Annotated in this window: 13 protein-coding genes; 9 read left to right on the forward strand and 4 right to left on the reverse strand. The window is 65.9% G+C overall.

The genetic code is table 11. The features are described 5' to 3' along the window. Window positions 1–28: 28 nt before the first annotated feature. Both B7R93_RS01390 and B7R93_RS01395 read right to left on the reverse strand, forming a co-directional pair. Complete coding sequence (locus B7R93_RS01390) at window positions 29–574, reverse strand: spore maturation protein (protein ID WP_103019050.1); 546 nt, start codon at window positions 572–574, stop codon at window positions 29–31. 57 nt (window positions 575–631) lie between these two features. Then, window positions 632–1,630: a nucleoside recognition domain-containing protein gene (locus B7R93_RS01395; protein WP_103019051.1), complete on the reverse strand. Its 999-nt coding sequence runs from the start codon at window positions 1,628–1,630 to the stop codon at window positions 632–634. Between the two features lie 184 nt (window positions 1,631–1,814). Between B7R93_RS01395 and B7R93_RS01400 the strand changes: the two genes are divergently transcribed. The 8 genes from B7R93_RS01400 to B7R93_RS01435 all read left to right on the forward strand — a co-directional run bounded on the left by B7R93_RS01400 (window position 1,815) and on the right by B7R93_RS01435 (window position 10,539). Next, the gene (locus B7R93_RS01400; RefSeq protein ID WP_232797898.1) at window positions 1,815–2,795 is read left to right on the forward strand and encodes an aspartate kinase; all 981 of its coding nucleotides are present in this window, start codon (window positions 1,815–1,817) and stop codon (window positions 2,793–2,795) included. Between the two features lie 78 nt (window positions 2,796–2,873). Next, window positions 2,874–3,902 (forward strand): NAD(P)H-dependent amine dehydrogenase family protein, encoded by a 1,029-nt coding sequence (locus B7R93_RS01405; RefSeq protein WP_103019052.1) that lies wholly within the window; start codon window positions 2,874–2,876, stop codon window positions 3,900–3,902. 43 nt (window positions 3,903–3,945) lie between these two features. Continuing rightward, entirely contained in the window at window positions 3,946–4,653 is a 708-nt protein-coding gene (locus B7R93_RS01410) for an RluA family pseudouridine synthase (RefSeq protein ID WP_232797899.1), read from the forward strand. A 96-nt stretch (window positions 4,654–4,749) separates the two neighbouring features. Next, window positions 4,750–5,733 carry an oxygen-dependent coproporphyrinogen oxidase gene (gene hemF, locus B7R93_RS01415; RefSeq protein ID WP_103019053.1) on the forward strand — a complete coding sequence of 328 codons (984 nt, stop codon included), beginning with the start codon at window positions 4,750–4,752 and terminating at the stop codon, window positions 5,731–5,733. 129 nt (window positions 5,734–5,862) lie between these two features. Continuing rightward, window positions 5,863–7,206, forward strand: a complete 1,344-nt coding sequence (gene hemH / locus B7R93_RS01420; protein ID WP_103019054.1) for a ferrochelatase — start codon at window positions 5,863–5,865, stop codon at window positions 7,204–7,206. Window positions 7,207–7,260: 54 nt separating this feature from the next. Then, entirely contained in the window at window positions 7,261–7,833 is a 573-nt protein-coding gene (locus B7R93_RS01425) for a class I SAM-dependent methyltransferase (RefSeq protein WP_157942146.1), read from the forward strand. Window positions 7,834–7,914: 81 nt separating this feature from the next. Then, entirely contained in the window at window positions 7,915–9,231 is a 1,317-nt protein-coding gene (gene hemL, locus B7R93_RS01430) for a glutamate-1-semialdehyde 2,1-aminomutase (RefSeq protein ID WP_103019056.1), read from the forward strand. Window positions 9,232–9,267: 36 nt separating this feature from the next. After that, window positions 9,268–10,539, forward strand: coding sequence for an MFS transporter (locus B7R93_RS01435; RefSeq protein ID WP_103019057.1), 1,272 nt, complete (start codon window positions 9,268–9,270; stop codon window positions 10,537–10,539). Between the two features lie 115 nt (window positions 10,540–10,654). Here B7R93_RS01435 and B7R93_RS01440 read toward each other — a convergent pair whose 3' ends face one another. Next, on the reverse strand, window positions 10,655–10,927 hold the full coding sequence (locus B7R93_RS01440; protein ID WP_103019058.1) for a hypothetical protein: 273 nt from the start codon (window positions 10,925–10,927) through the stop codon (window positions 10,655–10,657). A gap of 395 nt (window positions 10,928–11,322) precedes the next feature. On the opposite strand from B7R93_RS01440, the gene B7R93_RS01445 reads away from it, so the two are divergent. Beyond that, entirely contained in the window at window positions 11,323–11,709 is a 387-nt protein-coding gene (locus B7R93_RS01445) for a hypothetical protein (RefSeq protein WP_103019059.1), read from the forward strand. Window positions 11,710–11,716: 7 nt separating this feature from the next. Here B7R93_RS01445 and pyrF read toward each other — a convergent pair whose 3' ends face one another. Continuing rightward, on the reverse strand, window positions 11,717–12,538 hold the full coding sequence (gene pyrF / locus B7R93_RS01450) for an orotidine-5'-phosphate decarboxylase (protein ID WP_103019060.1): 822 nt from the start codon (window positions 12,536–12,538) through the stop codon (window positions 11,717–11,719). Window positions 12,539–12,596 lie beyond the last annotated feature (58 nt).

Below are 12,596 nucleotides of genomic sequence, written 5' to 3' on the forward strand. Positions count from 1 at the left end.
TCCGGACTGCCGACCGCGAGGCGCCACACTACCCGAAGAGCAGCTGCACCATGTACACCGACGCGAGAAAGCCGACGAAGTCGGCGAAGAGGCCGGCCGGCACGGCGTGTCGGGTGTCGCGGATGTTGACGGCGCCAAAGTAGACCGCAATGACGTAGAAGGTGGTCTCCGTGGAGCCGAACATGGTTGCGGCCATTTTCACCACGAGGGAATCCTCGCCGTACTGGTTAATCATGTCGGCCACGAGGCCCGCGGAGCCGGAGCCCGTGAGGGGGCGCACGAGGCCCATGGGAAGGACCTCGGCGGGCACCCCGATGACGCCCAGCACCGGATCGAGCACGTTCACGAGGTAGTCCATGGCGCCGGAGGCCCGGAACATCCCGATGGCGAAGAGAATGGCGATCAGGTAGGGAATGATGGTGACGGCCACGTCGAAGCCCTCCTTCGCGCCTTCCACGAAGACCTCGTAGACCCGCACGCCCTTGAGGAGGCCGTAGAGCGGAAAGCCGACGAGGAGGGCCGGCAGCACGAAGGCCGAGAGCGCGCTAACGACGGAGCGAATGGTTTCAAGCATGGCGGTAGAAGGGGGCGGTATGGGGCGGTATACAGGGGCAGAAGGGCGAGTCGAGAATTACTCGTCCGGGTCCTCAGCGTCGGCGGTGCGGTGTGGGGCCGTGGCCCGGAAGTAGGGCAGCCGGTGGAGGGCCAGGGTGCCGAGGATGCCGGCGATGGTTGAGCAGAGGGTTGCCAGCGTGATGGAGAAGAAGAGCTGGTTGATCTGCAGGCCCATGATGGCGACCAGGAGCGAGGGGGGGACGAGCTGTACGCTCGACGTGTTGAGCGCCAGGAGCATCACCATGTCGTCGCTCGCCTTCTCGTCCGACGGGTTCAACTCCTGAAGGTCCTCCATGGCCTTGATGCCGAGGGGGGTGGCGGCGTTGCCCAGGCCGAACACATTTGCCAAGAGGTTGAGGCTGATGTTGGCGAGGGCCGGGTGGTCGTCTGGAACGTTGGGAAAGAGGGGGCTCAGAATCGGCTGTACGAGGCCGGTCAGGGATTCGATGAGGCCCGCCTCCTCGCCGATTTTCACGAGCCCCAGCATGAGCCCGAGGACGCCGATGAGGCTGAGGGCAAGCGAGGCGGCCGTTTCGGCAAAGTTGAGGGCCGCCTGTGCGATGTCGTTCAGCTTGCGGAAGCGCACCGGCTCAAACTGAAGGGCCGTTTCGATCCGGCCCGCGCCGACGGACGCCTGAGACGTGTTCTGGAGGGTGCCGCGGAGGGCTGGATTGTCATCCGTCGCGTGAAACGACTGAACGGTGGCGAGCGGCTCGGGAAGAGCGGCGTCCGGGTCGAATTCCACCTTTTGGCCCTCCTGGGTCTGCACGAGGGTGCCGGCGTAGACCGGGTCCGGAACCGGGTCGACATCGTACAAGTCTTGGTAGGTCGACGAGTCGATTCGGATCTCGACCGGCTGTCGGCGCGCGTCTGGCGTGTACCCGTCGGGAAACTCGAGGGTGACGGGGAGGGGGGCGTCGTTCCGAAACCGATTCTCGGCCAGCTCCTGGGTGTCTATGGTCAGGGCGAACAGCAGGCTCCCGATAATGAGCCCACTCCAGATGTAGTTGAGCATGGGCATTGGGCGTCGTCGAGCACAGGCGCGAATCGCTCCTCATCATACGGACTGCCGGTCGGAAGAGAAATCGCGGAGACGTAGTTCGTCGGGGGAGAGCGCCGTGGGCGACGGGAGGAACACTGCCCGAAAATCGGTGGTTGCAGAGCGCGACGCTTCGTTGTGTGGAGCCCACTGCAAACTCGTGTCTGTCCCCTCCTCCCCGCGGTCCAGTTCCCTGAAGTCGCCCCTCGTGGTGTTCAAATTTGGGGGGACCTCGGTGGGGACGCCGGACCGATTCCGGACTGTCGTGCGACTGATCCGGGAGGCGGCCGCCGAGGGGCGCGTCGTCGCCATCGTGTCGGCCCTTTCGGGCGTGTCGCGCCAACTGGCGAGTGCCCTGGAGGCGGCGTCGTCACGGACCGACGGGCCGACGGTCGCAGAGGATCTGGCGGACACACTCCGGGCCCGTCACGCCGAGCAGGCCAGGGCGGTGCTGAGTACAGACTGCCAGTCCGCGTACGAGGCGATCCTCGACGAGCGGTTGGCAGCCCTCCGACGCACCTTCGGGCGCATCGGGCCGGAGAAGGAAGCCCCGGCGGCTCGGGACGCGGTCCTGGCCGTCGGCGAGCAGCTCTCGGTGCCCCTGGTGACCCTGGCCCTGCGCGACGCCGGACTGTGTGCCCCGCGGTGCGACGCGACAGAGCTCGTCGTCACCGACGATACGTTCGGCGCGGCCCATGTGCAGCGGACGCCCACGACCGAGCGGGTGCGCTCCTGGTACCGGGCGCTGGCCCCCACGGCCGTGCCCGTCGTCGCGGGGTTTATCGGGGCCACAGAGGCCGGCGCCACGACGACGCTCGGCTTTGAGGGCAGCGACTACTCGGCTGCCCTCTTTGCACAGATTCTCCGGGCGCAGGGGCTTACCCGGTTCACCGACGTGGACGGAATCTACACCGAGGATCCGGACGCCCACGAAGACGCCGAGCGGATCGACCACTTGTCCATGGAAGAAGCGGTCGATCGCAGTGCGTCGGGGGGGCTAGGCATGCACCCCAAAACGCTGCGCCCACTTGCCGACGCCGGCATTCCGATGCAGGTGCGGTCCATCGTCGCGCCGGACCGTCCGGGAACCCCGATCGTGCCGGCCGATGGCACCGCCGACGCGCTCTGGCCGGCGCCGTGAGGAGCCAACGTCCCGCCCCGGCTGTGGCGTCGGCGCCGGCGTACAGTTCGTTTCTCCCGCCCAACCCCGTTTCGTTTCGTGTCCTCTGATTCCCTTCGTGTCCTACAGTACGGCCTCGGGCCCATCGGGCAGGAGGTTGCCCGGACTGTTCTCAAGAAAGAGCCGTTCACCCTGGTTGGAGCCGTGGACATCGATCCGGACAAGGTGGGACGGGAGGTCACCGAGCTGATCGATGGAGATCTCTCGCCCACCGGCGTTCACGTGTCGGACGACGCCGAAGCAGCGTTGGCCAATGGTTCGCCCGACGTTGTGCTTCACACGACCACCTCCTTCCTGGAGGGCGTGACGGAGCAACTGATGCAGTGCGCCCGGGCCGGGGCCCACGTCGTGTCCTCCACCGAAGAACTCTCCTTTCCGTATCACCAGTCGTCCGACGTGGCCGATCAGCTCGATCACGTTGCCCGAGAGCACGGAGTTTCGCTCGTTGGCACGGGAGTGAATCCCGGGTACGCCATGGACACGGTGCCCCTCATGGCGACGGCGGGGTGTACCGACGTCTGGGCCGTGCGGGCGGAGCGGGTCGTTGACGCGGGCAAGCGGCGCGCGCCACTGCAGGCGAAGGTGGGGGCCGGATTGTCGCCCCGGGCGTTCGAGACGAAAAAGGCCGGGGGAACCTTCGGGCACATCGGTCTTCGCGAGTCCCTGCGGATGGTGGCGGACGGGCTCGGATGGTCGCTGGATGGTGTTGAAGAGATGCTTGAGCCGGTCCATGCCGACGCGCCGGTTGACACAGGGGTTCGGCAGGTGGCGGCCGGCGAGGTGGCAGGCATTCACCATACCGCCGTGGGGCAGGTCGGTGGCGAGTCGCGGCTGACCCTTGACCTCAAGATGTTCGTCGGGGCCGATCCGTCCTACGACGCCGTGACGGTGGACGGAGAGCCGCCCATCGACCTACAGTTCCGTGGGGGCATCTTTGGAGACACCGCCACCGTAGGCATGCTGGCAAACACGGCCCCGCTGGTCGCCGATGCTGCGCCCGGGCTGCACACCATGACCGACCTGCCCGTCCCTCGCGCGTTTGCGACGAGCCCCGCGGCGAGTGCCTGAGAAGGGAAAGGGACGCCTACGAGTTTTTAATGTTAGACACGCGATGGGTCTCGTGACCATTCTGTATCGCGATGAGTGCCTCCTCGTCGTCAATAAGCCGCCCGGACTGCTCTCCCAGCCCGACCACTCCGGGGCCCCGGACGTTGTGTCACGGGGCAAAGAGATGCTGTCCGATGGGACGGGGGAGGCGCCGTTTCTTGGGCTGGTGCACCGGCTCGACCGGCCCGCGTCGGGCGTCATGGCACTGGCGCGATCGTCGGAGGCGGCCCGGCACCTGTCCCGTCAGTTTCGGGAGCGGGTGGTCGAAAAGCGGTACGTCGTGGTCGTGGAGGGCACGCTCAACGGAATCGGATCGTGGGTGGACTACATCGCAAAGTCCGATCGACGGGCCCGCCTCGTCGACGCCGACCATCCTGAGGGCAAGCGGGCCGAGCTCGACTGGCAGGTGCTCGAGTCGAACAGTGCCCGAACGCTCCTGCAGGTGACGCTCCAGACGGGGCGCTCGCATCAGATTCGCCTTCAGGCCGCGAGCCGGGGACACCCGGTGGTGGGGGACGACCGGTACGGCGCATCGGCGTCCCTCACGGACCGTGCCATCGCGCTCCACCACGTTCTCCTGCGGGCCGACCACCCCGCTCGCCCGCGTCGCAAGACCATCCGGGCGCCGCTCCCAGCGTGCTGGTCGGATGTGCTTACCGACGCGATGGACGCGGCCATCCACCGGATGCTCGACCGCGAGCAGCCGTCCTAAAATCCACGGGAAGATGGGGGCAGGAAAGGTATCGGGGCCCCGGCGAGTCACGTTCAGGCGCTCTCAAATCTCTCGAACGAACTGCAGTCTGCGACCATGGGCGATGATTTTGACCGTCTCGAAACCCTTCGTGAGGACCCGCGCGATGACCTTCCAATGGCGCACCGCATGAAGCGGTTCGTGGAGGCCCTGCAGCTTCGGATTACGCGGGCGCTCGACGACCTCGACCCGGGGACCTCATTCGAGGTGGATCGTTGGTCGCGGGAGGAAGGGGGAGGCGGCATCACGGCGGTGATTGAGGGGGGCGATGTGTTTGAAAAGGGAGGCGTAAATACCTCTGCGGTCCACGGCGCGCTGCCGGACCGGATGGCCCAAGAGTTCGGCGTCGAGGAGGCGCCGTTCTACGCGACGGGCCTCTCTCTGGTGGTGCATCCCCGCTCCCCGTACGTCCCTACCGTCCACGCCAATTTCCGCTATTTCGCCCTGGGCGACGACCTCATGGACCCGGTGGACCAGTGGTTTGGCGGCGGGGCCGACCTTACCCCGTACTACCCTCGACTCGACGACACTCAGCACTTTCATCGGGTCTGGAAGGACGTGTGCGACCGTCACGAGGTGGCCGACTACGCCGCCTTTAAGGACAAATGCGACGACTATTTTTACCTGGATCACCGAGACGAGGCGCGCGGTGTGGGCGGCATCTTCTACGACTACCTTCGCGAGGACCCGGAGGGGCTGTTTTTCTTCACGCGGGAGGCCGGCCGGGCCTTTCTCGAGTCGTACCTCCCAATCGTGAAGCGCCGCCGGAACGAGTCCTACGGGACGCGGGAGAAAGCGCATCAGCGCATCCGTCGGGGGCGGTATGTGGAGTTTAACCTGGTGTACGATCGAGGCACCAAATTTGGGCTGGAGTCCGACGGCCGCACGGAGAGCATTCTCATGAGCATGCCGCCACAGGTGCAGTGGCCGTACGACCACACGCCGGAGCCAGGCACGCCGGAGGCGGACGCGCAGTGGTACTTTGCGGCCCGGGATTGGCTGTCTGTGACGGAGGCCGAGGCCCCAGACAGCACCACGTGAAGGCCCTGCTGAGAAGGCGTTTTAGGGCGAATTTCAACGCGGTTTAGGAACGGCACGGAAGGGCTAGCGCTCAATCTACCGCTGGTGTCACGCGTTCAAATTCGGCTTCTGAGTGTACGCTCGGTCCGTATGACTCCCCTCGACATTCTTCATGCCCACGAGCCCGGTCAGTGGACGCGTCCCGAGGATTGTGTTTCTCAGACCCCTCTTCCGATTGAGGAGGGAGATCGAGTTGGCGTAGTGTTGTTCAACCTGGGTGGGCCATCGGCCCTGGACGAGGTTGAGCCGTTTCTGTACCGCCTGCTGATGGACCCACTGCTTCTCGACGTACCGGTCGGGGGACGGATGCGTCAGTGGCTGTCGGCATCGATGGCCTACGTCCGAGCCGGGTCTTTGCGCAAACGCTACGAGCTCATCGGTGGCGACTCCCCCGTGCCCCGGCTGGCCCAGGAGCAGGCCGCAGTGCTTCAGCGTCACCTCCACGCCCGCTACGGGGGGGCGACCGGCGTGGACTTTCGCACGTACCCGGCGATGCGCTACGGACGCCCGTTTCCGGAGACGGTTGCGGCCGACATGGAGGAGGATGAGATTGACAAGGTCATCCTGGTGCCGTCGTATCCGCAGTACTCGGCTGCCACGACAGGGTCGGCCCTCGCATACTGGAAGGCCTTGGAGGCGGAGGAAGAGCGTCCGCCCTGGCCGACGACCGTCGTGCCCGAGTACGCTGCCAATCCGAAGTTTGTACAGGCGCTCTCGGAGCGAATCGACGAAGCCCTGCAACGCTTCCCGCGGCATGAGCGGGACGACGTTGCACTCGTTTTTAGCGCGCATAATGCGGTCTTCAGTGCCCAGAGGCGGCCCGAGCCCCCCTACTGCTGCCACGTGCACTCGACCGTGGAGCAGGTGATGCGGCACCGGGAACAGCACCGTCCCTTCCGGACGGCCTTCCAAAGCGTAATTGGGCCGAGTCACTGGCCCACTCCCTCTCCCTCGGATGCCATCACTGCGCTCGCGGATCGGGGGCATCGCGCGGTCCTGGTCGTCCCGATTACCTTCGTCACCGATCACGTCAACGTCCGCTACGACCTTGATGTGCGGGTGCGCGAGATGGCGGAGGCAGGCGGAATTGATCATTTCGAGGTGACGGCCGGGCTGAATACCCATCCACTGTTGATCGAGGCCCTTGGGGAGGCCACTGTGTCTCAGCTGGACCTGCCCGTCGATGTCAACCAGCTCCGCCACGAGGGCGACGGACACTCCGGGGCCTATCCGCTCCGGCCCCTCCAGCAGCTTCCCCGGCATAAAGTGACCCACGACGCGGCCTGTCCGTCCTGTGGACGGCAGGGGGGCGCGCGCCGATGGACGGGTCCGGACCGTTCGACCCAGCCGGAGCCGTCCACCGATCGACCCGCGTCGCCCCCCGACGACCGCTCGAGCCCCGCCGCGGAATCGCGGCCGAAGGAAGACTCGTAGGGAGTGTCTTCGGGGCGGTCCCGCATGCTTTCTGCATTTACCTCATCGCCGACGATGAGTCTTTCTCTGTCCGATCAGCTATTGCGTACCCTGGCGGCCGTTCCCGTCTCCAGTCCCGTCCTGGACCTGGGATGCGGGGCGGGAGACCACACCGGAGCCCTGCTGCGCCTCGGGTTTCCCGTCCACGCCTGCGACCCCCGGCCGGAAGCGGTTGAGGATACGCAGGCCGTCGTCCGCGATCTGGTCGACGAGGAGACCGCGGAGACGTGTGTCCAGCAACTCTCCCTACAGGGGCTCGACGAACTGGAGGCGACCTTTGACTGGGTCATTGCCGACCGGACGGAGGCCCTGGTCGATTCGCCGGCCGACCTTGCAACTCTCCTCAACAAGAGCCAGAGCCTGCTGGCGCCCGGTGGGTGGGTGTACCTCACCGTTCCGGCGACCACGGACGCCCCTGGCAAGGCGCCCCACGACGACACTGTAACTCGTTTCGCACCGGCGGACCTCGACACCGATGCTTTGAATATAGCACTGGTGGAGTCCCAGTCGCCCTCGCGCGTCGAAGAGAACGGAGAGGCTCGGGTCCATGCCCTTTACCGACATGTGAAACGGCCGACGCCCGAATGACGGCCCCCGAGACGCCGTGCCTTGAGCCCGCAAAGGCTTCCCCCTGCTCGTCACTGCCTGACCGATCGCGCCACTGATCCCATGGAAGTTGCCCCCTCCGATGTTGACCTGCGGAACAGCCGGCGGTTTTACGAGCGTGCCCAGCACTCCATCCCGGGCGGCGTAAACTCTCCCGCCCGTGCCTTTGACAGCGTAGGGGGGACCCCGCTTTTCATCGAACAAGCCAAGGGCGCGTACCTGGAGGATGCCGACGCGAATGAGTATCTCGACTACGTCGGCTCCTGGGGCCCGATGATCTTTGGGCATGCCCACCCGGACGTGGTCGAGGCCGTGAAAGACCAGGCCGAAGCGTCTACCTCCTTCGGCGCCCCTACAGAGATCGAGATCGACGTGGCCGACCTGGTGTGCGACCTCGTTCCGTCCGTGGAGAAGGTGCGGATGGTGAACTCGGGCACCGAGGCGACCATGAGCGCTGCCCGGCTGGCCCGAGGGTACACGGACCGCGACAAGATCATCAAGTTTGAGGGCAACTACCACGGCCACGGCGACTTCTTCCTCATCTCCGCCGGGAGCGGGGCCATGACCCTCGGAAAGCCCGACTCGCCCGGCGTGACCGACGGCAACGCAAAAGACACGCTCCTGGCCCAGTACAACGATCTGGACCACGTCCAGCGGCTCGTGGACGCCAATCAGGGAGAGGTTGCCTGCATCATCGTGGAGCCGATTGCTGGCAACATGGGCTGCATTCCGCCGGAGCCCGGCTTCCTGGAGGGGCTGCGGAAGCTGTGTGATGCCCACGACATCGTGCTCGTCTTTGACGAGGTGATGACGGGCTTTCGGGTGGCGCCGGGCGGGGCCCAGGAGCGCTTCGGCGTGATTCCGGACCTGACCTGCCTGGGCAAAATTATCGGCGGGGGGCTGCCGGTGGGGGCGTACGGTGGGAAGGAGGAGATCATGGACTACGTTGCGCCCACGGGGCCGGTCTACCAGGCCGGCACCCTCAGCGGCAACCCGCTCGCGATGCGGGCAGGGCACGCCATCCTCTCCAAGATTGCCGCGGAGAAGGACCGCATCTATGACCAGCTGGAGAACTACGCGGAGGCGCTGCAGGAGGGCACGGAGCACAACCTCGACGCGCTGGGGGTGGACTATACGACGCACCAGGTGGGGGCGATGGGCAGCCTCTTTTTCACGGACACGGAGGTCGTGGACCAGGACACGGCCCAGACTGCGGACACGGAGGCCTACGCCGCCTACTTCCACGCCATGCTGGAGGAGGGCATCTACCTCCCCCCGTCTCAGTTTGAAGCAATGTTCTACGGCACCTGCCACGGCGAAGAGGAGCTCGAGACGACCCTGCAGACCCAGCGTCGTGCCCTGAAGCGAGTCCACTCGTAGCAGGCGGCCCGTTCCCTTTGTGCTTTCGAATCGAACATGGACGACCGTACACCTTCTAGGGGGCAGCTTTTCGGGGTCGACCGGCGCGTGCTCGCGCTGGCCCTCGCGCGGATGGCAGACGCCGTCGGCAACTCGTTCCTCATCATTGTGCTCCCGCTTTACGTAGCCAGCGAGGCGGTGGGGGGGTGCATCTTTGGCCTGCCTGCCTCGATGGTTACGGGGGTTGTTCTGGCGCTATTTGGCATCGCAAGCAGCACCGCACAGCCCCTGGCGGGGCGCCTGTCTGATCGGGTGGGACGCCGGAAGGTGTTCGTCATCGGGGGGCTCGTGGTCCTCGGAGGGATTAACCTGTCGTTCGCGGCGGCGACGGTCTACTGGCACCTCTTCGCACTTCGGGTGATCCAGGGCCTCGCAGCGGCCTTCACCATCACGGCGAGCTTGGCCATCGTCAATGAACTGAGCGATCCGGGCAGCCGAGGGGGCAACATGGGCGTGTACAACTCTTTCCGCCTGATCGGTTTCGGGGCCGGGCCTCTTCTGGCGAGTGTGCTGCTCGAGATGGGGCCGTTTGTACTGCCGGGCGGAACGGAGGTGACGGGGTTTGAGGCGACGTTCGGGGTTGCCGCGGCCACCGCGTTTTTGGGCACGGGGCTCGTAGCGGCACTCGTGCAGGACCCGGAGGGCACGGCCCCCACAGAACGCCGGCTGGCTCTTCGCGTCTGGGATCGGTCGGGAACGGGATGGCGGCTCGATACCATATTCGCGCTGGGGATCGCAACGCTCATCATGGCAAGCTGCATGGCGCTGCTGTCTGCCATCGAGCCGGAGGTAAATGCCCGCTTGGGACAGGGCCCGTTCCTCTTCGCGGTCGAGTTCGTGGCGCTCATCGCAGCCCTCGCAGCCCTGCAGCCGGTGGTGGGCCGGGCCAGCGATCGGGTGGGCCGCAAGCGCTTCATCGTAATCGGGCTGATGGGACTCGTCCCGACTACCCTCCTACAAGGAATGGTCGGCCTGCCCTGGCAGATGGTCGTGGTGCGAATGCTGCAGGGCGGGGCTGGGGCACTGGTGTTTGCCCCGGCGCTGGCCCTGGCGGGGGACCACACCGAACAGGGACAGTCGGGCGCACAGCTGGCCGTTCTGACCGTGGCATTTGGGCTCGGGATCTCCTCCGGCCAACTGATGGCCGGGTTCTTTGTCTCGTTTGGATTCGTCGTGCCGTTTGGGATTGGCAGCCTGCTCGCGGCGGGCGCTGCCGCACTGGTGGGCACACAGGTCGACGAGGCCGACCGGACCCCGTCCGCGGCGTAGGCAGGCGGGCGTTCCGGCCCGGGCACGTCCCGACAAATCGTCCCAACAAAGAAGCCCGCCCCGAGCGGGGGGGCACGCTCGAAGCGGGGACAGCCGGGCACGGTTCGGGGAGCAATCACTCGCCCTTCCGTTCCAGAAGAAGGTCTTTTAGCTTCTCAAACTCGTCCCGTTGGAACGAGAGACTGTACTTTCCAGGGGCTTTGTCCTCGCCCACCTCGGTGAGGGGCTCTATGCCCGACGACCGAACCACCTCGATGAAGTCCTCCGACTCCATCTCGAAGGCCCCGGCGAAGTCTTCGGCCGTAGCGGCGTAGATGCCACCGTACGATTTGATCTCGCCGGTCGAAAAATCTTCGGCGTCCTGCGGCTTGAAGCTAACTCCACGCATGAGGGCTGACGGGGTTGGTGGTCGGCACGGCTAGCCTTTTGTTTTCAGAGTAAATTGATTGTCCGGTGAAACGTTTCTCTTCTTGATGGGGGCGAGCGGCTCTGCGGAAGAACTTGTCAAGGCCAGTTCGCCGTCATCGGTGGAGTTCACATTTTAAGACCCTGTTTCAATTTTTGTCTTGGGACTCCGAGCGGCAGTAAGGGTCTGCAAATCCCCCCTGGCCCTGGCCGCCCCCGTTTCCGGGAACGAAGAAACTGGGGGCCAGGAACCTGTTTTGGCTGTGGATCGGTTGGCAAAGACATGCATTCCTCGTTTCGGATCCTTCCTTCCGCCCAAGGCTGGAGCCACGACCGACAGGAGAGTCCAACCGTCTCGTTCCTCAACCCTTTTCGCAGATGCTTCCCGACGAGTCTCTCGACGACCTAACAGCGGCCGTGCAGGCGTGCGATGACGCACGGTCGGCACTCGTAGACGCCCTGAACGACGCCGCCCCCGCGGATGACGCACGGGCCGATTCGGCGGCGCTGGAGCCCGTGGGACGAGCGCTTGCCGACTGGCGGACCGCTCAGGAGCGGTTCATGTCTACGGTTGAGGCGGCGGGCGCCGCTGACCCCGCCACCACCGCACTGCTCCTCCAAACGAACCACGGCGTGGATGCCTCGAACGCGCGCTGCGGAATTCCTGGGACGGATGTGGAGGGGGCGGACCAGCCGTTTCCCCTGGATCTGACGGGGGCGGAGGGCATGCTCCTCACACAGGCGGCGACGGAGCACCTCGAGTAGTGGGCGCCTATCCGTTGAGGGCGTCCCGGAGCGTCCGTGCCGCCTCTGCGGCGGCGGCGGCGTAGTCGGGGCCCTCGGAGGCGTAGAGGATGCTGCGGCTGGAGTTGACCAGCACAGGCCCCTCCTCGGTGGCCGCGGCCTCCATCACGGCGGACGGGCGGCCGCCCTGTGCTCCGACGCCCGGAATCAAAAATGGGAGGGATGGACACAGCGACCGGAGGTCGTGCAGGGCCGCCGGGGCCGTTGCGCCGACCACGAGGCCGGCCTCTCCGGCGGCGCCTGTGCCCCAGTCCTTCACCCGCTGTGCCACGTGCCGATAGAGGGGAAGACCGTTGCACGTGCAGGCCTCCTGCAGGTCTTCGGCCCCGTCGTTCGAGGTGCGAGCGAGCACGAACGTGCAGGTGTTCTCGTGCTCGAGGAAAGGCGTTGCACTGTCCCGGCCCAGGTAGGGGGAGACTGTGCAGGCGTCGAGCCCGAGCTCTTCGTAGATCGACGCAGCGTAGAAGCGGGCCGAATGACCGATGTCACCGCGCTTGGCGTCCCCCAGCACCAAACAGTCGTCGGGGATTGTCGCCACGACCTGGTCCAGGACAGTCAGGCCCGCCGGCCCAAGGGCTTCGAAGAAGGCAAAGTTGGGCTTGAAGGCACACGCGTACGGGGCGGTCGCCTCCACAATGGTTGTGCAGAAGGCGCGCACGGCGTCCGTACGGAGTCGGCCGTCCTGGAGAGCCGGCGGAAACCGCGCGGGGTCGGGGTCGAGTCCCACGCAGACCGCCGTGTCCTTCTGGGACTGGAGACGGCGAAGGCGGGTGGAGAAGGAAGTCGACATGATCGGACAAAACTGATCGGAAGAGAGCGCCGTTCCAACGTAGCGGTTCGGCCGAGCG

The sequence above is a fragment of the Salinibacter altiplanensis genome, assembly GCF_002894645.1.
GTDB lineage: Bacteria > Bacteroidota > Rhodothermia > Rhodothermales > Salinibacteraceae > Salinibacter > Salinibacter altiplanensis.